This window comes from Pseudomonas sp. NPDC085632 (assembly GCF_044541255.1).
Classification (GTDB): Bacteria; Pseudomonadota; Gammaproteobacteria; order Pseudomonadales; family Pseudomonadaceae; genus Aquipseudomonas.
In genome coordinates, this window is the sequence record NZ_JBITSX010000011.1 from 28,727 (window position 1) to 51,556 (window position 22,830).

Consider the following 22,830-nt stretch of genomic DNA (forward strand, 5'->3'; position numbering starts at 1 on the left):
GGTGACCGACATGAATCCAAAGGAAAACTACCTGCATGAGTTCTTCAGGATCTTCTTTGCCAACAAGCAACTGGTGAAACGGGTCTTCCTGATCTTTGCAGTCATCGCCCTGCTCCTGCCGCTGGTGCTCAAACAGAGCTTCGATATCACCGCGCAGGTCATCGTGCAGTCGAAAAAACTCTCCCAGGGTGACGCCACCACGTCGCTCACGGTGGACAACGCCACCTTCATTCCGCCATCGCTGGCGGACATGGAAACCGAGAGCAATATCCTCCGTTCGCCGGCGCTGATCCGGCAGACCATCAGCGAACTGCGCGACAAGGGCGAGTACACGCCTTCGCCGGGCATCTTCAGCAAACTGGTGGCCGAGCCGTTCAAGCGCTACGTCAGTTCACCGCTGCGCCAGTACGTGATCAACCCCGTGCGCAACGTGCTTGGACTTGAGACTGATCCGGTGCGCGACACCGCCCTCGACGCGCTGACCCAACAGGCCATCGACAGTCTGAAAATCGAGACCCTGCCCGGCTCCAACGTGATCTCGATCGTCTACAGCTTCCCCGATCCGCATCAGGGCACGACGTTTGTTTCAGCCTTGCTGCAGAACTATCTGTTCAGTCGTCAGGCTTTGCAGTCGATCGATTTGCCGCAGTCCTTTTACGAGTCGAAGAAGCACCTCTATCAAGTGCGCCTCGATGGCCTGGAAGGCAATCGTCAAGCCTTGCTGGAAAGTGTCGGTTCGTCGGATCCGAAGGAGGAAATCACCTTCCGTCTGAACGCCATCAACACTGAAGAACAAGCGCTGAACCTGTACCAGGATCGCCTGTTGCAGAGCCAGCGCTGGCTCGAATACCTGAAAACCGCGTTGGCCGCTGCCAGCAATAACAAGCTCAACGATTACACCTTCCCCTACACCTTCACCACCACTGTCGACAACGTGGCGTTCGAGGATCGGGAAATCAAACAGATGGGCGAACAACTGACCACCCAGGTCAGCCGCTACATGAATGATCTGGCGGTGTTCCAGCCTGGCAGCGAACCGATGCTGTTGACCCGTGAACAGATCGCTCGCACCCGTGGCCAATTCCTCAAAGTGGTGAGCAACCGCATTCAGGAACGCACCGCCGATCTAGCGGTGGTCAAGCAGGTGATCGAACAGAAAACTGCGCGCATCGCCGAGTTCAAAAATCGCATCCACGAGTTGCAGCAGACCCAAAGCAAGCTGCGGCAGATGGACACCGAGATCGATGCGCTGCACGCCGCGTTCTCGACCTACGCCCAGCGTTTTGCCGAAAGCAGCACCACCGGCGCGCTCAACGACGATCTGTCCAACGCCCGCGTGCTCAGCCCACCGTTCGAACCGACCGAAGCGGCGTTCCCGAAACCGGGTCTGATCATCCCGTTCGGTTTGTTCACCGGGTTGCTGCTGGCGATTGCCCTGGTCTACGTGCGTGAGTTCTTCGATCACCGCTTCAAACATCCGGCGCAAATCAGCCACGAGCTGGGCGTACCGGTGCTGTTGGTGATCAACGATCAGAACGCGCTGCCGAGCAATCCGCACAAGAACTGGACGGTGCCAAGCTTCCTGCACTGGGTGCGTAATTGAACACCGCACCCTGCCCTGTTGCCGCGCTGCCGATCATTCATTTGCTCAGCAGCGGCGGCTTCTATGGGGCCGAGCGGATGTTGCTGGATCATTGTCTGGCGACGCCGGGACAGCATCAGGTGCTGTTTCTCGACGCGCCGCCAGAACTGATCGCGCGCTTTCGTGAGGCTGGGGTGGATTGTCGCGGCTGTGCCGGGCTGGGGGATTTGCTGCGGCACTTGCGTCAGCGTCGCGGTGAAAAGCCGCTGATCAATACGCACAATTTCAAAGGGCTGTTGTTCGGTTGGGTCGGCGCAACGCTGTGGCGTCTGCCGCTGGTGATCACTCAACACGGTTTTACTCCGCGCAGTCGCAAGCAGAAGTTCTACACCTGGCTGAGCCTGCAACTGTGCCGCACGGCGTCGGTGAACCGGGTGGTCTGCGTGGCGGAAAGCATCGCTGTGCTGCACCGTCAGGCCAGCGTCCGGGCGGAGAAGTTGCAGGTGATCCCCAATGGTTTGCCAGCCGCTGCGGCGCTGGTGCCGGATGCGGATCGGCAGCGCTGGCTGGCCGGTTACGTCGGCCGATTGAGCAGCGAGAAAGGCCCCGATCTGTTTCTCGATGCCTTGATCCCGCTGTGTCATCAGCATCCGCAACTGGATGCGGTGATGCTCGGCGATGGCCCGGAACGCGAGGCGTTGCAGGCGCGGATCGACCACGCCGGTTTGCAGCAACGCATTCATTTGCCTGGTTATCAGGTCGCCATGCAACCGTGGTGGCAGCAACTCGATGCGCTGGTGATCAGCTCGCGCACCGAAGGCACACCGATGATTTTGCTCGAAGCCATGCAGGCCGGGGTGCCGGTGGTGGCATTCGCGGTCGGCGGGATTCCCGATGTGCTGGAACACCGGCACAACGGTTTACTCGCCACACCGGTCGATTGCGCTGACCTCGCCCGCCAGCTCGACACCTTGTTGAGCGAGCCGAAACTGGCCCGGCAACTGCGCGACAACGCAAAACGCACGCAACAGGATCGCTACGACCTCAAGGCCCTGGCCGAACGCTGGTCGCAGATGTACATCCGCACGGCACGGGAGGCACGCGCATGATTTTCCCGCTCTCGATCGTCAGTCTGCTCAGTCTGGTCTGCATCGCTTTGCTGGCCAGCCCTTATCCGTATCTGGCGCCGGGAGTGGTGCTCGGCCTGGTGGGATTTGCGGTGCTGTATCGCAAACCGACCTGGGGCCTGCTGGGCATTGCCGCACTGGTGCCGTTTGAAGGTTTCTTCAAGGACAGTTCGTTTTCCGGGAGCAAATTGCTCGGCGCAGGGCTGGCGGTGATTCTGATGCTGCAACTGGCGCTGCACCAGATTCCGTCGGAGCGCCTGCGCAGCAATATCTGGCGCTACTTGATCTGGTTCATGGTGCTGTACTTCCTGAGCCTGCTCAACACCGATGACCTGGGCATGTCGCTCGGGCACCTTCGCGAGTTGAGTGTCGGGCTGATCCTGTTTGTCATCACCCTGCTGATCGGCCGCGAGCTGAACCTTGATCTGTTTGCCCGTCTGGTCACCCTCGCCGTCAGCACTACCTGCGCGATGGCGATGTTCTCGACCAAGTTCCAGGATCAGGGCCGTGCAGCGGGTTTGCTCGAAGACCCCAACGCGTTCGCCCTGCTGATCGCCTTTGCCGTGCCGATGGGACTGTTTCTGGTGATTCGCAGCCCGAACCTGTTGCACCGGTTGTTCTGGGGCGGTTGCTGCCTGCTGCTGTTGGGCGGGATGACCAAAACCGAGTCGCGTTCCGGGCTGGTGGTATTGGCCTTGAGCCTGCTGATCGGCTGCTGGCACTACCGCACGCAACTGACCCGTATTCGGCCACGGCATCTGGGTTTCGCCATGCTCGGCGCGGCCATCGTGATTCCGCTGGCGATTTACGCGATGCCCGCCGGTTACCTCGCTCGGATTCAATCGCTGAGCGTGTTGAGCGCCGGCGCCAAGGGTCACAACGACGAATCCCTCGGCCGCCGCGCCTCGTACATCGTCGTCGGCAGTCAGATGATCCGCGAGAACCCGCTGCTCGGCTCGGGCCCCGGCACCTTCCCGCTGCATTACGCGACCACCGGTTACGCCAAGGCGTTTTCCGCCAACCGCAAGATCGGCGATCTCTATCGTCGGGCGCACAACACCTATCTGGAAATCTTCAGTGAACTGGGCGTGCCTGCCGGGTTGTTGTTCGTCGGCATGCTCGGCCTCGGTCTGTACAACCTGATTCGCGCACGGGCGGCGTGGATGTTGCGCGGCAATTCGTATCAGACAGATCTGATGACCCACCTGGGCGTGAGTTTTCTCTCGCTGACGCTGTTCCTGATGTTTCTCAGCGCGCCGAACCAGAAGTACGTGTGGATCATGCTCGCGCTGACCAGCGTCCTGCGCCTGAAAGCCGAGCAGGCGCCACGGACCACGGAGGCCACAGCATGAGCCGGATCAGCATCGTTATTCCGATGTTCAATGAGGCGCGGCACATTGGCCGCACCTTGCTCGCTGCGCAGAAAGCCGCGCATGCGGCCAATGTCGAGTGTGAGCTGATCGTGGTCGACAACGGCTCGAGCGATCAGGGTCCACACATCGCCCGCCAGTTCGGCGCGCAAGTGCTGATGCTGCCGGGACTGTTGATCGGCGCCCTGCGCAATCGCGGTACGGCGATCGCCACGGGTGAATGGCTGGCATTTATCGACGCCGACATTGAAATGCCGGAGAGCTGGCTCAAACCATTGTTCGACATTGAAGGCAGCGGTCAGGCCGACGTCTTCGCCCTTGATCTGCACACCCCCGCCGAAGCGCCGTGGTACGCCACTACGTGGCAAAAACGCACGTTGCGTGTGTCTTCGCAAACTTCCCACGCCGTGACTTGGCTGCCCAGTGCCAACCTGCTGATGCGTCGGCGCTGGTTCGACAAGGTCGGTGGTTTCAACGAAAGCCTGCGCACCGGCGAGGACAAGGAATTCACCCTGCGCCTACATGAACAGGGCGCGCGGCTGCTGTCGATCAACGATAACGTCGCCCTGCACTGGGGTTACGAAATGAACTGGCGCGAGTGGATGGGCAAGGAGTTGTGGCGCCAGGGCAGTCATCTGCAACTGCTGCGCACCCACGGTTTCAGCTTGCGCCTGCTGCGTTTCCCGATGCTCTCGCTGCTGGTCTGGGTGCTGGATTTTCTGGCGATCTCGGCACTGCTCGATGGCTTCCCGCATCACGCGGCAATCATGGTGGCAATCACCAGCCTGCCGGGGCTGGTGCTCAGCCTGCGCCAGAGCGCCAAACACCACGATATCGGCCTGACTCTGCAACTGTGGGGCCTGCACTGGGTGCGTCTGCACCTGGCCGGCGCCGCGTTCATTCTGAGTCTGTGTCATTGGAACGCCAGGAGGCCTGCCCGTGGCTGAATTCATTTTCTGGATGTGCCTGTTGCTGCCGGTCTACGCCTATATTGGCTACCCGCTGCTGCTGACGATTCTGGCGCCATTGTTCCCGGCCTGGCGCCACACGCCGGCGCCGCCGCTGAACGTCAGCATTGTGATTGCTGCACACAATGAAGCGCGGCACATCGAGCACAAGTTACGCACGTTGCTGGCGCAGGATTATCAGCCGGCCTCGCTGCAGATCATTCTCGCCAGTGACGGTTCGACCGACGACACTGTGGCCTGCGCACACAAGGTCGTTGACCCGCGTATCAGCGTGCTCGACCTGCCGCGCCAGGGCAAAGCCGCCACGCTGAATGCGGGTGTAGCGCTGAGCACCGGCGACATTCTGGTGTTCACCGACGCCGACAACCAATGGTCGCGCGAAACCCTCGGTTATTTGCTCGCACCACTGAATGACCCCAACGTCGGCGGCTGTGCCGGGCATATGGTCATCCCCGTGACTGGCGCTGGCTTGAGCGTCGGCGACAGCCTCTATCGGCATTACGAAGGCTGGTTGCGCCGGGTCGAGAACCGCACCGGCTGCATGGTCTCCGCCGACGGCGCCCTGCTCGCCCTGCGCCGCGAGTTGTTCCAGAACGTGCCGGCCGAGGTCAACGACGACTTCTTCATCAGCACCTGCGCACCGGTTGCGCACAAACGCATCGTCTATGTGCCTGAGGCGCAAGTGATCGATCACGGCGTCGATGAGGCGGACAAACAATTCCGCCGCCGTCAGCGTGTCACCGTCGGTGGTTTGCAAAGCCTTGCGCAACGTCGCGAGCTGCTCAATCCGCTGAAATATGGTCTGTATTCGATTGCGTTGATCAGCCACAAACTGATCCGCCGACTCGCACCGATCCTGTTGCTGCCGCTGTTGCTGAGCAACTTCTGGCTGTGGGACGAGCACGGTTTCTATCGCCTGGCCCTGATCGCGCAACTGTTCGGCTACGCCATCGCGATTGCCGGGCTGCTGGATTCGCAACACCGTTTGCCAAAACCCTTCCGCCTCGCCGCGTTTCTGCTGGTCACCCTCGCCGGGATGAGTCTCGGTTTGTGGCAGTTCCTGCGCGGTCAGCGGTATGCCCAGTGGAATCCTGAACAGAACCGTTAAGAGGACCGAAGCCATGGCGATCAAACAACTGATAAAGCGCACCAGTGGCTGGCTCTATCTCAACTCGTCCATGGGCCGTAACCAATTACACGGCGCCGGGGTGATTCTGATGCTGCACCGCGTGCTGTCGAACGACCGCGCCGCCGACCTGCCGCACCGCAACGAACTGTGCGTGGGGCCGAAAGCCTTCGAGCATCTGCTGGTGTGGCTGCGCAAGCATTTCGATTGCGTGCCGCTGATGGAGATCCTCCAGCCCAACTCGCTGCGCACCGAGCGCCCTCGGGTGGCGCTGACCTTCGATGACGGCTGGCGCGACAACGCGGTCAACGCTTTCCCGCTGCTGCAAAAACATCAGGTGCCGGCGAGTATTTTTCTCTCTACCGATTTCATCGGCAGCCGTCAGCGCTTCTGGTGGGAGAGCTTGGGCGAAACCCTGTGGGGCAGCCTCGGCGACAAGGCGCGGATGCATTTGATCGAATGCCTGCACGCGATGCACCACCCGTTGCCGGTGTTGCTCGACGACATCGATGTCGACCGCCGCAGCCTGGCGCTGCTGCATTACCTGCAAGGGCTGAAGAGCATTGATCCGCAGGAGCTTGAACGGCTGACCGATGAATGCCCGCAGGAGTCGCAACCGCAAGCGCTGGACTGGCATCAGGTGCGCGCGCTGGAAGCCTCCGGCCTCGTGCGTTTCGGCCCGCACGGTGCGAGTCACGCGATCCTCACAGGCCTTGACGATGTGCGCCTGGGCGAAGAAATCAGCCGCAGCCGCGATGCCCTGCACAACGGCTGCAACCGGCCGCTGCCGGTGTATTGCTACCCCAATGGCGACAACGACGAGCGTGTGCGGCAACAGATTGCTAATCATGAATATCCGTTTGCGCTGGGCACCGGCACTGGTATTTATCGCGGCGAAGGCGATCCGCTGAACCTGCCGCGCTTCGGTGTCAGTCAGCGCACCGCGCGTAATCCGGAATTGCTGTCGTGGCGGATTTTTCGCGGGGCGCAGCCATGAGCCGAAGCAACTACCTCAAGCATTTGGCGCTGAGCATGGGCACCAAACTGGCGATGATTGCCTTGCGTTTGCTGCGCAACGTGTTGCTGGCGCGGATTCTCGGGCCGAGTGAGCGAGGCTTGTTCGCGTTGCTCAGCACCCTGCCGGACTTGATCAGCGCGGCCACCAGTGGCGGCTTGAATTCGGCGGTGGGTTATCAAGCCGCCAAGCAGCGGCCAATGGGTTTGTTGCTCAGTCAGGTGTTGGTGTTCGGCTGTTTGCTGGCGGCGCTGTTGACCTTGTTGGTGGTGGCGCTGGTGCGTGAGTTCGGCACTGAGCTGGATGTGACGGTGCAACTCGGCTTGCTCGCCTGGCTGTTGCTGCTGGCGGTGCCGCTGACGGTACTGAAAAGCGGCTTGCTGACGTTGCACAACGCCTCCGGTGGCGTGGTTGCGTTCAACGCCTTGCGTCTGGTCGAATCGCTGGCACCGCTGTTGCTGTTTCTCGCGCTGTTCTGGATGTGGAAAAGCGCCGCGCTCGAAGCGGCGTTGATCAGTTGGCTGGCCGGCATCAGTCTGGTGGTGCTGGTCGGTTGGGTCTGGCTCAAGCGCGCGCAGCCGTTGCAACTGCAATGGGACCGCGCCAGCCAGAAGGAACTGCTGCGTTACAGCGCGCGCAGCCATCCGGATCTGTTGTTCCAGCAGGTGATTCTGCGTTCGGATTATCTGTTTATCGGCGCCCTGCTCGGGAGTACCGCGCTCGGTCATTACGCCATGGCCAGCGCTGCGGCGGAACTGCTGTTGATCGTCCCGGAAGCGGTGACCACGCCACTGATGAAACGCCTGCTGCAACAGGACGAGGGCATGGACAAGGTCACGCCGTTGGCCCTGCGTCTGACCGCTACGGTAATGCTCGGCGCCTGCCTGACCATGGCGGTGATTGGCGAATGGCTGATCGTCACGCTGTTCGGTGCAGCGTACCAACCTGCGTATCCAGCGCTGCTCGCATTGCTGCCGGGGCTGTTGGGCCTGTGCTACGCGAGCATTTTGCGTCTGGACCTGCTCGGCAAGAATCGCCCAGGCACGGTGTCGTTGCTGATGGGCTTGGGTGCCCTGCTCAATCTGGCATTGAACCTGGTGATGATTCCGGCTTACGGCATCGTCGGCGCGGCGGCGGCTTCATCGATTGCCTATCTGGCGGTGACCGTGGCGATGCTGGTGCTTTATTGCCGTTTGAGCGGCGTGCCGTTCTGGCAAACGTTGATCATTCTCCCTCGCGACGTCATGCCGATGTGGCTGATGCTGCAACGCCGGAAAACCGCATGAAAGGCCTGGCCCTGCTGCTCGGTCTCGGCCTGTCGCTGGACGCCGTTGCCGCGTCGATGCGTTGGGGCGAGATCCGTGACGGCAGCCTGTACCTGCAAGCGGATCGCCCGGACACGGTGACGGTGCGCTGGACGCCAGCGTGGCAGGCCGAGGCCAATGAAGAGCATCTGTATCTGCTCGATGGTCAGGGCAAACTGGCCGCTGATCGGTTCATCAAGGCCAGTGAAGTGCGTGGCAGTCAGAGCTGGCCATTGCTGCCCGGCGCGAGCAGTTATCGGCTGGAAATTCCCGGCTACAGCTTTCGCAACTACCGCGTCGAACACGACGAGCGCACGGTGGCGCTGTTCGCTCCGGCGAAAGTGCATTTCAGCGCCGACACGCACAATGGCGACGAGTTGTATTTCAAAGTCGCACCGGGTGAACACGCAGTGCTGGCGGGCAAGTTTCATGGTGGCGTCAGCGGCTTGCAGGCGCAGCGCGTCGGCGATGATCAGCAACTGACATTGGCGCTGAAACCCTATCGTGCTTATTGGCAGTTCGATCAGGTCGCCCTGCCCGTCAGTGAGCGAGAACAGATCTGGCGTCTGCGTTTGCAAGGCAGCGGCAAAGCGGCGTTCTGGCTCGATGGCACGGCCAATCTGTTTGCGCAGACCGCACAGCAACTCAAACCGTTGCGTGAAGACGCCGGGCAAACTCGTTTGACCCTGCACGACAAAGTCCTTGGGCGCACGCCGGATCTGGGCATCGCCCTGCCCTACGTGATGCCGCCCCCGGCCAGTCACGCCGCGCTGGATGCGCTGAAACCGACGGCGGCGAGTTACTACAGCTTTGTCGATGTGACGGCGAGGAATCCGCACTTCGAAGACGCGTTCCGCCGGGTGTATCAGGAGCGCTTCGGCATCAAACAGGACATCACCCTGCTGGCCGGCAGTCAGCGTCAGGCTGACTTGCGCGCCGATGTGCAAAGCAACAGCGGCCTCGATGCGTGGCTGGCCAGCACCCGCGCGCTGGATGGTAAAGGTACGCACTACATCGGTTTTGCCGATGAGCCGAACCTCAACTATTCCAGCTACGCGCAGTATCAGGCGATTTTCGCCAGCATGGCGCGCCAGGTGCGCAGCGATCCGGCGAATGCCAAGGCTGGCGTGCGCATTGCCATGCCGGCCAGTTCGCGGCTGGTCAACGGACCGTTCGCCAACAACGCGGCGGACAAACGCGGGATTGATTGGGCGCGGCGCTTGCTCAGTGAATCGGGTGATCAGGTCGACGCGCTGGCGTGGCACGAATGGATGATCCGCGACCTGCTCGCCACCCGCGTCTACCGCGACAGCGTACGCCGCGCCGCCGATCTGGTCGGCCTCGACGCCAAGGGTCAGCCGCGCAAGGCCTTGCTGCTCGACCAGACCAACCTGTCCAGCGGCTCCAGCCTCAGCCCCTACGATCAGGAAACCCACTACGCTTCGCTGTGGTGGGCGTCGGTGGTGATCAACGCTTCGCAGGACGGCTTGCTGAGCATGCTCAACTGGTTTCAGGCCGCCGATGAGCCGCAGTATCCCAAGGGCATGTTGCGGGTCTTGGGCGACGATCGTTTCGAGCTGAAACCGGTCGGTCTGGCCCAGCAGTTCATCGCCCAACACTGGCTGCATCAGGTGCTGTGGCTGGAGAACGACGCCTTTGAAGTCGATGTACTGGCGATGGCCGGTGCCGATCAGCGTGGCTTGCTCGGCGTCAACAAAGGCACGCGTTTGCAACGAGTGGATTTGAGCGGCGCCAAGTGCCCGCTGAACAACGGCGCCCTGCGCTACTTCGGCGCCGACAACCGCAGCCGCGACGCACCGTTTGCCTGCCAGGACGGGCGTGTACGTTTCGAGCTGCCGGGGCAAACCCTGTTCGCCCTCAGCTGGAGCGCTTCATGAACCGTCCGTTGATGTTCAGCCGCGCGGATTTCTGGCCGCGCGATGCCTCGTCATCAGGAGCCAAGACCATGAACGTTGTGCAAAAACTCAGTCAACACATCAAGCAGAAAGGCCTGCGCGCGACCCTCGCGAAAGCGTGGAAACACTACGTTTTTTCCCATCAGGAACTGCTGTGGATGGAGCGCGACCTGGTCAGCCCGGTGCCGCCGCACAGCCTCAAACCGTACCCGCCGTTGCGGGTGGTGAAAATTACGCCAGACAACGCCAGCGCCTTCGCGCGCTACTTCGGCGACCGCGTCGGCACCATGGCCGAGCTGGCCAACGAAGGTCACACCGGGCATATGCACCTGGACGATCAAGGCGACGCGGTGGCGTTTATCTGGGGCAGTTCGCGGGACTATTTCGACCGGCACTACTACGGCTGCCTGTTCCCGGTGAAACGCGGTGAATTCTTCGAGTTCGGCGGCGAACTGACCCGCGCCTATTGGGGCACAGAACTGTCGGTGGACCTGCAACTGGAGCTGTGGAAAGCCATGGCCGCGCAAGGTTGCGACAAGGTCGTCGACGTCTGCGAGTTCCACAACATCCCGGCGCTCAAGCTGCACTTGCGCATGGGCTACACCGAGCAAAACCGCATCATGAATGTGTACACCCTGTTCGGTCGCTGGCGCTTCTACCGCGAAAGCCGCTACAGCGGCTCGCGTCTGGATGCGTTGCGCAAACCGTCCCGTCCACCCGTAACAGCCACGGCGACCTGAGCCTATGGTGACGCGATTTGAATGGCGCACTTCGCTGTGCGCGGCCGACTTCCCGGAAGCGGCGTATGAAGCGCTGCGCCTGCGGGTGACGGATCACACGCCGTTCAACCACCTCGGTTGGTTGTACGCGGCCGAGCAGGCCCTCGGTGAGGGTGAGCGCTTGCACATCCTGATGGGTTGGGAAGCCGACGAATTGCGTCTGTGCCTGCCATTGGTGGCAAGTCGCGAGCGCTTTGCCGGCGTGCCCTTTCGGGTGCTGCATCACTTGGGTTATCCGCTGGCGGATCGCTTGGCGCTGTTGTCTTTGCTTGGCGGCGAAGACATGCGCAAAGCCTTGCTGCTGATTCGTCAACGAGTGCCCCACGCACTGCTGCAACTCAATGAATTGTCCGAACCTGCCGGTGAGGAAAGTGTGCTCACCGAGTGGATGGTGCGTAGCTCCACCGCTGAGCGACGCTTGAGTTGTCGGGTGCCGGTGCATCTGATCAGCGAGACGGATCATCAGGAAGTCTCCGGCGATCCGCGTTACAAGCTGCGCCGGGCGCGCAAACGGATGGCCGCGTGCGGTGCCGAAGTGCGGCGGATCATTCCCGATGCGATGAGCATGGGACCGCTGCTGCAGGTCATCAGCGAAGTCGAGGCGGTGAGCTGGAAAGGTGATGAAGGTGTGGGGATTTTCGCCGGCGAACGCAGCCGCCAGTTGATCGAACGCGCCTTCACTGCCCTCGCCGGCCAAGGCCTGGTGCGCGTGGTGACGCTGGAACTGAACGGCCGCTGCATCAGCTATCGCCTCGGCCTGCTGGAGCAAGGACGACTCTACGATTACAACCTCGCGTTCCTGCCGCAATACGCCGATCTGGGCAGCGGCCGGGTGTTGCTGGAGGAATGGATTCGCTGGGGGCTGGACGAGCACTGGCGCTGGATCGATGCCTCGCGGGTCAGCCTGGAAAATTCCAGCCATCAACTGCACGAACGCATGACCGGACAACTGGAGCACTGGCGCTGGAGTTTTTATTCCTGGCGGCCGAGTGGCCTCCTCCTCGGTCTGGGTTTGCGTCTGTGGCATCGACTCAAACCGCACGTACAAGCCTGGCGCGCCCGTCGTACCGAGCCAGCGAAACGCACACTGAAACCTGTCGCGATCACCACGGAGGGCGAACATGCCTCGCCAAGTCATAGTCAACGCTGACGATTTCGGCCTCAGCCCGAACGAAAATGCAGTGATCTTCGCCGCGTTCCAGGCCGGGGTCATCAGTTCTGCCACGGCGATGGCCAACATGCCGGCGTTCGAAGCGGCCTGTGCCATGGCCCGGCATGCAACCCTGCAAGGCCGGGTTGGCCTGCATTTCAACCTGACTTACGGGCGGCCCTTGAGCCAGGCAATTGTGGCCCGCCGCACCTTCTGCGATGACTTCGGTGTGTTCGACCTGAGCCTGCCGCGTCACAGTTTTTGGCTGGGTCGCGAGGATCGCGAGGCGGTACGCGAAGAGCTGCAGGCGCAATGGCAACGTTGCGTCGATCACGGCCTGCGTCCCAGCCATATCGATTCGCATCAGCACGTGCACAACATCTGGCCGATCGGCGAGATCGTCGCGCGGTTTGCCGCGCATCAAGGGGTGCCGATTCGATTGGCGCGCAATCTGGGGCAAAACCTCAATCTGCCAAAGCGCGTGTTCAAGGGTTTGCTCAATTGGCGTTTGCAGAGTCTGGCGGGTGTCACCGCTGACTATGTGTGCACGCCGATCGACCTGCGCAACGACAGCCCGCCGACCGACGGCGTGCTGGAAATCGTTGCTCACCCAACGCAACTCGGCGCCGATTTTGGTGACGCCTATCTCAATCCCGAGGAATCCCTGAGCCGCGTGTTAGAGCGGCGGCTGGCGGGTATTCCACAGGTTTCCTACACCGATCTGAACAAGGATTTTCTACGCGGTGCTGCGGCGCTCGATTGACCTACATACCTTGCAATACTTTCGAAGATGGCACTTTGAAATTAACTGGCAAGGGTGATCTATACCCTCAAAAGCACCATCCACAACACCCGGGCTGCGGCCACGGAGGGCATCATGAGCATCATCGAAAAACTACAAGAACGCATCCGTCAGAAAGGCCTCGGCCGTACCTTCAGCACGTTGTGGAAACGCTACGTGTTCTTCCATTGGGAGCTTTTGTGGATGGAGCGCGACCTGGTCAGCCCGGTGCCGCCACACAAATTGCGTCCTTATGACGGCCTGCGCAAAGTCGACATTACGCCGGAGAATGCCATCGCGTTTTCCAAGCATTTCGGTGACCGCGTGGAGACCATGGCCGAGCTGGCCACTGAGGGCCACACCGGGCACATGTACCTCGATGCTGACGGGCATGCGGTCGGGTTTATCTGGGGCAGCATTCGTGATTATCACGACCGCCACTATTACGGCTGCACCTTCCCGGTGAAGCCCGGCGAGTTCTTTGAATTCGGTGGTGAGATGACTCGTGCGTATTTCGGCAGCAGCCTGTCGGTGGACGTGCAGGTGGCGCTGTGGGAGGCCATGGCAGCGCAAGGCTGCAACAAGGTGGTGGACGTGTGCGAGACGCACAATATTCCGGCGCTGAAGCTGCATATCCGCATGGGTTACCACGAGCAGGGTCGTGTGATGCACGTGTATTGCCTGTTCGGGCGCTGGAAGTTTTTCCGTGAGACGCGATATGAGGGGTCACGGCTGGAACCGTTGCGCAAACCGGGGCGGCCGGTGGTGAGTGCGGCGGCGCAGGCTTGAGTCAGATCTGAAATGTGTGGCCTCTCTGAGGCCGCCATCGCTGGCAAGCCAGCTCCCACAGGGTTTTGCGGTGTACCGCTTATTTCTGTACGACACAAAATCCTGTGGGAGCTGGCTTGCCAGCGATGAGGCCGGGGGCAGCAACGATAAATATCAAGCCTTGCTGGCGATGAGGGTAAAACACATCGGCAGCTGCGCTTCCTGATTCAGATACCGGTCATAAACCTCTTCCCGATTCGAATGCGCATACTCCTTGAAGTGCGCAATGTTCAGCCCCGCCGCAATGGCAGCGCTGAAGATGGCGCCAAGGTTATGCACGAACCAATACGACTTCGCCGCCTGCTGCTCAACCTTGCCGACATAGACAATCGGTTCTTCCTGCACAAACGGCTCGGCGCGAAAGTACGAACTGGCGAGGCGATAAGGATCTGCCGCATCCGGGTCGACCATTTCCAGAAACGGATGGGTTTCGTAGATCACCAGTTTGCCACCCGGTTTCAGGGTCGAGGCGACGTGGCGGAAGAACTCACCGATGTCCGGCATCCAGTTCAAAACACCAATGGTGATCAGCGCCACATCGAAGCGATTGTGCAACGACGCCGGCAAATGATGGATATCGCTTTCGATAAATTCGGCGTTGTGCGGCGAACGCTTGTTCAGCTCGCGCGCCTGTTCGAGAAACGCCGCCGACTGATCGACACCAACCACGCTTCTGGCACCCAGCGCAAACAGCGACAGACTCTCGCGGCCATTGTTGCAGCCCAGTTGAATCACCTCTTTGCCGTCGACCTCCAGCAACCCGCTCAAGGTCTCATCAAGGCAAGAGAAATCCGCCTGCGCGACCTCGTTGAGTAAAGCCTGCCAGTCAGGCGAATCCTGGTGATGGCGGGCGGAATCGTTCCACGCCTGTCGATTGCTCTCGATGGCGGTTTTATTGTTAGGCACTTCCATGGCGCACTCCGGACGATGCTCGTGATTGAGCGGATCCGAGTCTAGATCAGCTCTTCAATGGCGGTTGTTGCAAACTTGTAAGCCAGCTCCTACATGCGAGGGTGTTCTGGCCTACAAATGTTGGCGAATTATCGAAACAGATAAAGGACACGGCTGACTATTCAACTCTGCTCACGTGGATACCCTCACAAAGCGCAGTCATCCGACGCGCACAAAAATGGCTAAGGAGGTTTAACCATGAGCCAGACGTTGACGAATTTCGACGTGATAACACTGCTGGACAGTGACGAAGCCATCAACGAATACCTGTCCCAGGTTCTTGCAAATGGGGATTACGAAGAGTTTCTTCGCGCAATCGGCCATGTGCTCAAGGCCTGTGCACAGCCGGGGCACGTGATCAATCACCCGGTTGCTTGAATACAGGGCAGCTATAGTTAATAGCCTTGGGGAAAACCGCACTCGCAGGTGCCGCCATGCAAATGCTCGCTCGGCTGTTGTTGACCGGCTGTCTGCTTGCTGCCACTCAGGCGCAAGCGCTGGACAGCAATTTCAATTATTACGGGCCCAACCAGCCCTTCGCCCACCCTGCTCCGTATTCACTGAGTTCCACACCGCCCAAGCCTTACGACGATACCGCGCCGCAGGATTTTGTGGTGATTCCGGGTGACCATGAGTTCTACGATTCGCAGTTGCCGACGGTGGCGGATGCGACGGTGCGGGTGTTTATTCGCACGTACGATGCCGAGCGTGGGATTTATGTGAACGACGAGGTGCTGGATCCTGGGTGTTTGCTGGAGTGTTTGAGTCGGCAGCAGCATTGATCCGGGTTGTCCAAACATTCTGCAGGCGCCAGATAACCCTGTGGGAGCGAGCTTGCTCGCGAAAGCGGTGGATCAGTCAACATTGATGTCGGCTGACATGGCCTCTTCGCGAGCAAGCTCGCTCCCACAGGGGAAATACGGTGCGCCTGGGTTACCACTGCCGTTTATCCGGCCGGGCGAGGCCGAGTTTTTCGATGCGGTAGCGCAGCATGTCGCGGCTCAGGCCCAGCAGGCGTGCGGATTTGGTGACGTTCCAGTCGGTCTTGTCGAGCATCTTGCGCACCATGTCGCGCTCGACTTCCGGCAGGTTCATCGACTCGGTGTTGCTCGCCGGGCGCGGTTCGTAATGCATCGGGGCTTCATGAATATGCAGCGGCGGCTCGTCGACCAGGCTCATGCACACGTTGAGCTGATGCGCGGCGATGGTGTCGCTCGGCGCCAGCAGCACGGTCTGTTCGAGCATGTTGCGCAGTTCGCGCACGTTGCCCGGCCAGGTGTAACTGAGCAGCAACTCTTCCGCTTGCTGGCTGAAATGCAGATTCGGTTTGCCGTAACGTTTGCCATGGCTGGCGAGGAAGTGCCGCGCCAGCAACAAAATATCTTCGCCCCGGGCATACAACCGCGGCACCTTGATCGAAATGATCCGCAAGCGGAAAAACAGATCGCGACGGAATTTGCCCTGCTGGACCATTTGCTCCAGGTTGCAGTTGGTCGCACTGATCACCCGCAGATTGACCTTGCGTTCCTTCACCGAACCGACCCGGCGAATCGTCCGATCCTCCAGCAACTTCAAAATCTTCGCCTGCAACAGCAGGTCCATCTCACCGATTTCATCGAGAAACAACGTGCCGCCATCCGCCGCCTCCACCAGCCCGACGCGACGGTCCTTGGCATCGGTGAACGCACCTTTCTCATGCCCGAACAGTTCCGATTCCACCAGATTCGACGGAATCGACGCACAGTTGAATTCAATGAACGGACCTTTGCTGCGCGGGCCGTCGAAGTGCAGCGCGCGGGCCACCAGTTCTTTGCCGGTGCCCGTCTCGCCTTCGACCAAAACCGGCGGCAGATCGGTGTTGGCCATGCGTCGCTCGGCGTCGAGCAACTGGCCGATGGTGTTTTTCAGATATTGCATCGGCGCCGAATCGCCAATCAGCGCCTGCACCCCGGATTTCTGCGCCTCGCGTTCCTGATAGAACGACAGCGTGCGCTCCATCCGTTCGGTGGCCAGCGCCTTGTCGAGCAGCAGTTTGAGTTCCTGCAGTGCGACCGGTTTGGTGACGTAATGAAAGGCGCCCTCCTTCATCGCCACCACGGCATCTTCGACGTTGCCGTAACCGGTCATCATGATCACTTTCAGATCCGGCGCGCTGATGCGCAGCTTCTGGATCAGGTCGTGGCCACTCATGCCCGGCAGCGAGTTGTCGGTCAGCACGATGTCAGGCATGAAGCTGCCCAACTGTTCCAGCGCGTCTTCGGCCGAATGGCAGACCGTCACCTCGAAGTCCTTGCGCTCCAGGTAGGTCTGAATATTTTCGGCCAGCAGTTCGTCATCCTCGACCAGCAGAATGCTGTGTTCCATATTCCCCTCCCGATGCCACTTTGAAGTTGAGACTGACGCGGGTTCCTTCCTGCTCTTTGCTGGTCAAGACGACCGAGCCCTGAAACCGCTCCATGATTCTTTTGACCAACGCCAGGCCAACCCCGAGGCCGCCCTGTTTGGTGGTGAAAAACGGCTTGAACACCAACAGTTGCTGCGGCGCGCTCATGCCCTTGCCGGTGTCGATCACGGTCAGGCGCACGCTGTCGGGTTGCGGCGATTCGAACTCGACGGTGAGCACGCCGCCCTTGGGCATGGCTTCGAGGGCGTTGGCAAACAGGCTATTGAGTATTTGCGTGAGCAGCACCTTTTGACTGACGACCGGCGCGCAGTTTTGTGGGGTGAATCGCACTTCGACGTTGCTGCGTTTGATTAACGCGTCGAACGCGCCGAGGGTGTCTTCGACCGCTGACACCAGATCCACCGCCTCGCCGTCGTCATTCATTGGCCGCAGCGAAACGAGCAACTCACGGACCCAGCGTGACATCCGATCAACCTGGCTAATGATGTCGCCAATGTTGCGCTGCGCGCCGGGGCTGGCCACTTCCTGGGCCAGTTCGGCGCTGGAACGAATGGTTGCCAGCGGATTGCGCAGGCTGTGCGCCACCGCCGAGGACATCTCGCCGAGGGCGACAAAGGTTTCGTTGCTGATCAATTGTTGCTGCTGGCTCTGCAGCAGTTTCGCGGCGCGGCGGACGATCCAGAACAAGGCGAGAAAGATCGCCGCACCGCCGAAACACGTGGCGGCCCAGATCGAGGCGAATCCACGGTCGATGCGGTCGACCAGATCCGCCGGTTCCTTGTAGATCTCGACCATGGCGATGACTTTGCTTTTATCGGCGTTGAACATCGGGATGTAGTTCTCGATGAACAGGTATTTCGGTTCGCGCAATAACTGCTGCTCGGGTTTCTCATCGTCGATCTTGTGGTAACTGGAGGACACCGCGACTTTCATCTCGAACGACTCGTCGAGCTCGTCGTCATCCTCGAATTTGACGCCGATCAGTTCTGGATTGGTCGACCAGATTACCGTGCGATCCAGCGCATACACCGTGGCCAGGAGCACGTCCGGCAGGTGTTCGACATGGTCGAGGAACTCGGCGCGGGCCGCTGCATGGGCGCCCGGATCGACATCGGGAAAGTTGTTGTCCTGGCGCGGATCGAGCATTTCGCCCATGGTCCGCGCCGGGGTGATGCCGGCGTGGCGTATTTCCGCCGCGCCGATGGCCTGAACAAATTGCGCGGTCAGCAATGCATCGCGCTCGACGCTTTCGGTGACCACGAAGCGCGTGGAGATATAGCCAAGGCCCACCGCCACGGCGGCAATGATGAAAAAACTCGCCAGCGAGAACCAGCGCAGCAGATTGAACTGCTCGCGCCAACTCTTGCCCATTGCGGCCGGGGCGTCCGGCGCAGGTGTTTTTTGTGCTTCCAGTCGCTGCATGGGAGTGCCCTGGAGTTTTTGTATCGGGCCAGTTACAGCCATCAGTGTAGGTGGCTCTGACCGCGACACACGGTTCAATGATGCTATTTCGCCGCTACCGCATCTGACTCACCGTTGCGGCTGGATCGCCCGGTTTTACTGGCGTCAAAGCGCCGTCGGCCAAGGCTTTGGCGGCCGGATGCTGACGCTCGGTTTCATCGTTGAGGAAGTCGATGATCGACTGCGCGGACTGCTCGTCGAGGCGCAGGTTGGGCATCGGGATTCGCTCGAACTGTTCGTAAAGTTGCAAAGCAATCGGGTCTTTTTCCGCGAGCAGGCGATCCGGTTCGCGAATCCAGCGGTTCAGCCATTTCGGATCTCGATTACGCGTTACGCCAATCAGATCCGGGCCGATGCTGCGCATGCCGATGCCCTGCCCATCCATAGGGCCAAGGCTGTGGCACGAGGCGCAGCGGGTGCGGAACAGTTCTTCGCCATTGCTCGGCGGGCGAATGTCCGGGGCATTGGCGTAGCTTTCTTCGATGCTCGGCTGCTTCCAGTTCTGCAAGGTGTTGGCCAGTTGATCGGCGAGGATCCACGGGTTTTCGAACGGTGAGGCTTTCATCCAGCGCCCGGTGCTCTGGTTGCCGACGATCAGGCTGAGGTTGTGATCCTTGTTGCGGCCGTTGTCGACGCCGTCGATAAACAGCCCGAGTTTCTTGCGCAGGTCGGTGACGTCTTCGAATTCGCCGGTGAGAAACTTCCAGCCGGGACCGACCTTGAAGCGCTGCGAATAGGCCTTTAGCACTTCGGGGGTGTCACTGAGCGGATCGATGCTGATCGAGTAGAAAAAGATGTCCTGGCCGACGCGATCGCCGAGCAGTTTCTGCACCTGACGCAGGCGTGCGGTTTCCAGTGGGCAGGAGTCGCTGCACGAGGTGAAGATGAAGTTGATCACCACCACTTTGCCTTTGATCAGGTCATCGAAAAAATGCACCTGCCGACCGTCCTGATCGGTCAGCAGGGTGTTGGGGAAATAGTCGCCACCCCACGGGGTGGCGGATTCACTGACCGCTGGCGGTTCGCCGACGCTGGCCTGGTGCGCCAGCAGCACGCGGCTGCCGAGCACACAGGCCACCAGCAGCAGCACCAGGTGCATGCCCAGCGCCCGGGAGCGCGGGGTATTCAGCGGTTGGCTGTCACCGTGGCGGCGGTTCATGGCTTGACCACCACTTGTGGGCCCATACCGTCGCCGTTGCGGAAGGTAGGCAGCGCGGCGGAGTTGACGTAGCGCACACCGTCCCAGCTTGGCAGCGGTGTCGGCATCAACTGCAATTGCCCAGGCTTCTCAAGGTCCCAACGCAGCAGCATCGAGTTGTCCTCATGCTGGGTGTTGTGACAGTGCTCCATATACGTCCCGGCGAACTCGCGGAAGTTGATCGCCATTTCGACGCTGTCCAGCCCGTCGGCTTCAGAACCGATCCGGTAGACGTCTTTGCGCGCCCACTTTTCCCACTCTGGAGGTGCCTTGCCGCCGCGGCTGAGGATGATCCCTTCTTCGAAGTGCACGTGCACCGGATGGCTCCAGCCCTTGCCGCCGGCCTTGATGTTCCATACTTCCAGCGTACCGAACCCGGTGACACCGGCATCGGTCGGGCCGCTGGACAGTTGCGTCGAAGCATTCAAGCGACGCGGGTCCATGTGGAAGCCGAAACCGCCATCGGTCTTGACCGTCCACGGCGCTTCATCGGTGCCGTCGGAGCGACCGAAGGTGAAGGTGCGGTGGCGGGCCTTGGCCAGCACGGCTTTATCGGCAGCGTTGTCGCGGTGGAGCTTCAGCGGGATCATCACCAGCCCTTCCGCCTTGCCCGGTTTTGCCGGTTCGTAGGCTGCCGGGTTCATCGCCAGATCCTGACCGGTGTAAGCCTTGACGTTGAGCTGCAAGACCTTGCCCACCGCTGGATCGCCTTTGTCCCACTGCGGGCCTTTGCTGGTCTGCTTGATTACCGGCAGGTATTTCTCCGAGAGCACGTCGGCCAGCGAGATCACGTCTTTCGGGCCTTTGCCGTCGTCGTGGGATTGCAGGTTGACGAAGAACAGCTTGTCGCCAGGCTTGATACCGTTTTTCGAGAAGTTGACGATGATGTCGAAGCGCTCGGCGATACCCTGCGTCGGCAGGATCGCGTTGTGGTTCTGTTTATCGCCATCGGCGTCGAGGTCCATGCTGCCGTCGAACGGTACGCTGTGCTCCATGATGTTGCCGTCGTTGGCGATCATGTGGAACGGCACGCGGCTGTAGGTTAGGCCAGAGTTTTTCGGCCCCTGAAATTCACCACCGCTGCCTTTGATTTCGCGCACCAGCGCCAGTTTGAAGTAGCGCGACACCGAGCCGTTGAGGATGCGGAAGCGATAGCTGCGAGCGCGTACATCGAGGGTCGGTTTCCACTGCCAGTTGACCAGCACCTGGTCACCGAGGAAGCCGTCGGTGTTGAACGGGTTGAACCACAACTGACCTTCCTGATCCCAGGCCTTGTCAGCGAACACCAGGTTGACGTCGTAGTCGCGGTTGCCCCACGGCAAGGCGCTGCCGCTGGGCAGACGCAGGTTGACGCCGTCGTTCACCGACTCGTTACCGCGATCCAGCGCGCTGTAGTAGTTCATCATCGCCGCGTTGCCTTTGTAGACGTTCTGCGCGGTGAAATCGAGCATGTGGTCGTGGAACCAGTGGGTGCTCATGGTCTCGCGCCAATCGCCGCGGATCTTGATGGTGCCGTTGTCGCAGGTCTTCTTCGCCGGTGCGAGATCGTTGACCCACAAGGTTTCGCCCGGTGCGCACGGGAACGCCGCGCGCGGGTCTTCGGCCTTGGTATTGATGCTGTCATAACCGGCGAGCTGGATCGGCCAGCGATAGTCGTAGAACTGCCCCGGGAAGAAGAAGGCGTTGGCATAACCATCGCTTTCCGCTGGCGCGTGACCGTTGTGCTCGTGGGTGCTGATGGTGTGCAGGCCAAAACCACGGTTAGCCGACGGATCGATCGGCAAGCCGTTGTAGTGGCGCATCATCACCGGTTGGCCATAGCGCACCATCAACAGTTTCGGCGGCAGCGTGCCGTCGAAGGTCCACACTGCGTTGTGGTTTTGCACCGGCATGGACGGGTGGAAACGCGGGTCGACGCCTTTCGCCGTACCGTCAGTCAGCGGTACACCCGCGACGTTGTGGTACAGGCCGCCGGGGCCGAATTCGCCCACCGCGTAATGGTGCATTTGCACGCTGTCACGCAGCCCACCATTGAGGCGCGCGCCAGTCTGCGCGGTTTTGTAGGCGACTTGCGGGTAGAACTCATTCCAGCGCTGATGCGACCAGCCTTTTCCTGGCGGCCGCCCTTCAGCGGAAGAGCCGATGTGGCGGTTGAGGAACACTTCGATCTGCGCCTGCCACGGGTTGCGGTCGACGATATTGGAGAACTGACTGGGGAACGGCGTCAGCCCCGGCTGGCGCAGGAACGCATCCAGCGCAGTGCCGGGCGGCGCACTGCGGGCGACGTTGTTCGGGTCTTGCGCGGGCGCCGGGCCAATCGCTGCCGGCGGGAATGGCAGCGGCGCGGCCGGCGTGGTCGGGTCGAGTTTTTCCGGGCCGAACTCTTCGAACAGGGTCAACTGCTGGGTAAACGGCTGCGCGCCATACAGCGGGCTCGGCTTGCCGTTGGTGGGGTAGTTGAAACTGGTCTGCACGGACGGCGGCAGGACGTTTTCGATGCGCGTTTCAGCGCGGGTGCCTTTGACCCCATCGGGTAAATCGAAGGAATCTTCGTTGGCCTCGGGCAGGGTCAGGATGTTGTTGAGCGCGCCGGCGCGGTCGGCCGGTTCGTCGTAGTACGCCGACGGGTCGGAGGTTTCTGGCTGTCGCTCGTCATCGATCGGGCTAGCGCGAACGCCGGCCATGGTGCCGAGGGTCAACATCAGAAAGACGCTCAAAGGCGTCAGCAGAAAGGTGTTGCTAGGGTCACGCGTTGTTTTGTCCATCACCAGCCGCCTCATCAAGGAAGGGGTGATGGTGTTTTGCAACTACTGCGCCAATAAATTATTTCTAGTTGTTACAGGGACTTGGGGATGCTGTGGGTTTCCCCA

General features: G+C 60.7%; 19 protein-coding genes. 14 read left to right on the plus strand and 5 right to left on the minus strand.

Annotated features, from left to right (window positions below):
- Positions 1–10: 10 nt before the first annotated feature.
- From ACIF4X_RS10935 to ACIF4X_RS10990, 12 genes are all read left to right on the plus strand, one after another.
- Complete coding sequence (locus ACIF4X_RS10935; RefSeq protein ID WP_397482119.1) at positions 11–1,603, plus strand: GumC family protein; 1,593 nt, start codon at positions 11–13, stop codon at positions 1,601–1,603.
- On the plus strand, positions 1,600–2,691 hold the full coding sequence (locus ACIF4X_RS10940; protein ID WP_397482120.1) for a glycosyltransferase family 4 protein: 1,092 nt from the start codon (positions 1,600–1,602) through the stop codon (positions 2,689–2,691). Before ACIF4X_RS10935 ends, ACIF4X_RS10940 begins: the two co-directional genes overlap by 4 nt.
- A complete protein-coding gene (locus ACIF4X_RS10945; protein ID WP_397482121.1) occupies positions 2,688–4,061 on the plus strand; it encodes an O-antigen ligase family protein in 1,374 nt (457 codons plus the stop codon). Before ACIF4X_RS10940 ends, ACIF4X_RS10945 begins: the two co-directional genes overlap by 4 nt.
- Entirely contained in the window at positions 4,058–5,026 is a 969-nt protein-coding gene (locus tag ACIF4X_RS10950; protein WP_397482122.1) for a glycosyltransferase, read from the plus strand. Before ACIF4X_RS10945 ends, ACIF4X_RS10950 begins: the two co-directional genes overlap by 4 nt.
- On the plus strand, positions 5,019–6,155 hold the full coding sequence (locus tag ACIF4X_RS10955) for a glycosyltransferase (RefSeq protein WP_397482123.1): 1,137 nt from the start codon (positions 5,019–5,021) through the stop codon (positions 6,153–6,155). Before ACIF4X_RS10950 ends, ACIF4X_RS10955 begins: the two co-directional genes overlap by 8 nt.
- Positions 6,156–6,168: 13 nt before the next feature.
- Positions 6,169–7,170: a polysaccharide deacetylase family protein gene (locus ACIF4X_RS10960; protein ID WP_397482124.1), complete on the plus strand. Its 1,002-nt coding sequence runs from the start codon at positions 6,169–6,171 to the stop codon at positions 7,168–7,170.
- Entirely contained in the window at positions 7,167–8,474 is a 1,308-nt protein-coding gene (locus ACIF4X_RS10965; protein WP_397482125.1) for a lipopolysaccharide biosynthesis protein, read from the plus strand. The genes ACIF4X_RS10960 and ACIF4X_RS10965 overlap by 4 nt, the downstream gene beginning before the upstream one ends.
- Entirely contained in the window at positions 8,471–10,390 is a 1,920-nt protein-coding gene (locus ACIF4X_RS10970; protein ID WP_397482126.1) for a hypothetical protein, read from the plus strand. Before ACIF4X_RS10965 ends, ACIF4X_RS10970 begins: the two co-directional genes overlap by 4 nt.
- 68 nt (positions 10,391–10,458) lie before the next feature.
- Positions 10,459–11,148: an N-acetyltransferase gene (locus ACIF4X_RS10975; RefSeq protein WP_397482192.1), complete on the plus strand. Its 690-nt coding sequence runs from the start codon at positions 10,459–10,461 to the stop codon at positions 11,146–11,148.
- 4 nt (positions 11,149–11,152) lie between these two features.
- The gene (locus ACIF4X_RS10980) at positions 11,153–12,337 is read left to right on the plus strand and encodes a GNAT family N-acetyltransferase (RefSeq protein ID WP_397482127.1); all 1,185 of its coding nucleotides are present in this window, start codon (positions 11,153–11,155) and stop codon (positions 12,335–12,337) included.
- The gene (locus ACIF4X_RS10985; protein WP_397482128.1) at positions 12,309–13,100 is read left to right on the plus strand and encodes a ChbG/HpnK family deacetylase; all 792 of its coding nucleotides are present in this window, start codon (positions 12,309–12,311) and stop codon (positions 13,098–13,100) included. Before ACIF4X_RS10980 ends, ACIF4X_RS10985 begins: the two co-directional genes overlap by 29 nt.
- Positions 13,101–13,214: 114 nt before the next feature.
- Positions 13,215–13,907: an N-acetyltransferase gene (locus tag ACIF4X_RS10990; RefSeq protein WP_397482129.1), complete on the plus strand. Its 693-nt coding sequence runs from the start codon at positions 13,215–13,217 to the stop codon at positions 13,905–13,907.
- 153 nt (positions 13,908–14,060) lie between these two features.
- Here ACIF4X_RS10990 and ACIF4X_RS10995 read toward each other — a convergent pair whose 3' ends face one another.
- Positions 14,061–14,858 (minus strand): class I SAM-dependent methyltransferase, encoded by a 798-nt coding sequence (locus tag ACIF4X_RS10995; protein WP_397482130.1) that lies wholly within the window; start codon positions 14,856–14,858, stop codon positions 14,061–14,063.
- A gap of 237 nt (positions 14,859–15,095) precedes the next feature.
- Between ACIF4X_RS10995 and ACIF4X_RS11000 the strand changes: the two genes are divergently transcribed.
- Together ACIF4X_RS11000 and ACIF4X_RS11005 are read left to right on the plus strand one after the other, a co-directional pair.
- Entirely contained in the window at positions 15,096–15,275 is a 180-nt protein-coding gene (locus ACIF4X_RS11000) for a DNA-binding protein (RefSeq protein ID WP_397482131.1), read from the plus strand.
- 56 nt (positions 15,276–15,331) lie between these two features.
- The gene (locus ACIF4X_RS11005) at positions 15,332–15,679 is read left to right on the plus strand and encodes a hypothetical protein (protein WP_064120091.1); all 348 of its coding nucleotides are present in this window, start codon (positions 15,332–15,334) and stop codon (positions 15,677–15,679) included.
- Positions 15,680–15,830: 151 nt separating this feature from the next.
- On the opposite strand, the gene ACIF4X_RS11010 is transcribed toward ACIF4X_RS11005, so the two are convergent.
- From ACIF4X_RS11010 to ACIF4X_RS11025, 4 genes are all read right to left on the minus strand, one after another.
- Positions 15,831–17,261: a sigma-54 dependent transcriptional regulator gene (locus tag ACIF4X_RS11010; protein WP_141128649.1), complete on the minus strand. Its 1,431-nt coding sequence runs from the start codon at positions 17,259–17,261 to the stop codon at positions 15,831–15,833.
- Positions 17,230–18,723 carry a sensor histidine kinase gene (locus ACIF4X_RS11015; RefSeq protein ID WP_397482132.1) on the minus strand — a complete coding sequence of 498 codons (1,494 nt, stop codon included), beginning with the start codon at positions 18,721–18,723 and terminating at the stop codon, positions 17,230–17,232. The genes ACIF4X_RS11010 and ACIF4X_RS11015 overlap by 32 nt, the downstream gene beginning before the upstream one ends.
- A 94-nt stretch (positions 18,724–18,817) precedes the next feature.
- Positions 18,818–19,921, minus strand: coding sequence for an SCO family protein (locus tag ACIF4X_RS11020; RefSeq protein WP_397482133.1), 1,104 nt, complete (start codon positions 19,919–19,921; stop codon positions 18,818–18,820).
- The gene (locus ACIF4X_RS11025) at positions 19,918–22,725 is read right to left on the minus strand and encodes a multicopper oxidase domain-containing protein (RefSeq protein ID WP_397482134.1); all 2,808 of its coding nucleotides are present in this window, start codon (positions 22,723–22,725) and stop codon (positions 19,918–19,920) included. The genes ACIF4X_RS11020 and ACIF4X_RS11025 overlap by 4 nt, the downstream gene beginning before the upstream one ends.
- Positions 22,726–22,830: the final 105 nt, after the last annotated feature.

Excerpts from the sequence above, each read along its gene's own strand:
- ACIF4X_RS10935 (WP_397482119.1), top strand. The coding sequence starts at position 11 with ATGAATCCAAAGGAAAACTACCTGCATGAGTTCTTCAGGATCTTCTTT.
- ACIF4X_RS10945 (WP_397482121.1), top strand. The coding sequence starts at position 2,688 with ATGATTTTCCCGCTCTCGATCGTCAGTCTGCTCAGTCTGGTCTGCATC.
- ACIF4X_RS10950 (WP_397482122.1), top strand. The coding sequence starts at position 4,058 with ATGAGCCGGATCAGCATCGTTATTCCGATGTTCAATGAGGCGCGGCAC.
- ACIF4X_RS10960 (WP_397482124.1), top strand. The coding sequence starts at position 6,169 with ATGGCGATCAAACAACTGATAAAGCGCACCAGTGGCTGGCTCTATCTC.
- ACIF4X_RS10965 (WP_397482125.1), top strand. The coding sequence starts at position 7,167 with ATGAGCCGAAGCAACTACCTCAAGCATTTGGCGCTGAGCATGGGCACC.
- ACIF4X_RS10970 (WP_397482126.1), top strand. The coding sequence starts at position 8,471 with ATGAAAGGCCTGGCCCTGCTGCTCGGTCTCGGCCTGTCGCTGGACGCC.
- ACIF4X_RS10975 (WP_397482192.1), top strand. The coding sequence starts at position 10,459 with ATGAACGTTGTGCAAAAACTCAGTCAACACATCAAGCAGAAAGGCCTG.
- ACIF4X_RS10980 (WP_397482127.1), top strand. The coding sequence starts at position 11,153 with ATGGTGACGCGATTTGAATGGCGCACTTCGCTGTGCGCGGCCGACTTC.
- ACIF4X_RS10985 (WP_397482128.1), top strand. The coding sequence starts at position 12,309 with ATGCCTCGCCAAGTCATAGTCAACGCTGACGATTTCGGCCTCAGCCCG.
- ACIF4X_RS10990 (WP_397482129.1), top strand. The coding sequence starts at position 13,215 with ATGAGCATCATCGAAAAACTACAAGAACGCATCCGTCAGAAAGGCCTC.
- ACIF4X_RS10995 (WP_397482130.1), bottom strand. The coding sequence starts at position 14,858 with ATGGAAGTGCCTAACAATAAAACCGCCATCGAGAGCAATCGACAGGCG.
- ACIF4X_RS11000 (WP_397482131.1), top strand. The coding sequence starts at position 15,096 with ATGAGCCAGACGTTGACGAATTTCGACGTGATAACACTGCTGGACAGT.
- ACIF4X_RS11005 (WP_064120091.1), top strand. The coding sequence starts at position 15,332 with ATGCAAATGCTCGCTCGGCTGTTGTTGACCGGCTGTCTGCTTGCTGCC.
- ACIF4X_RS11010 (WP_141128649.1), bottom strand. The coding sequence starts at position 17,261 with ATGGAACACAGCATTCTGCTGGTCGAGGATGACGAACTGCTGGCCGAA.
- ACIF4X_RS11015 (WP_397482132.1), bottom strand. The coding sequence starts at position 18,723 with ATGCAGCGACTGGAAGCACAAAAAACACCTGCGCCGGACGCCCCGGCC.
- ACIF4X_RS11020 (WP_397482133.1), bottom strand. The coding sequence starts at position 19,921 with ATGAACCGCCGCCACGGTGACAGCCAACCGCTGAATACCCCGCGCTCC.
- ACIF4X_RS11025 (WP_397482134.1), bottom strand. The coding sequence starts at position 22,725 with ATGGACAAAACAACGCGTGACCCTAGCAACACCTTTCTGCTGACGCCT.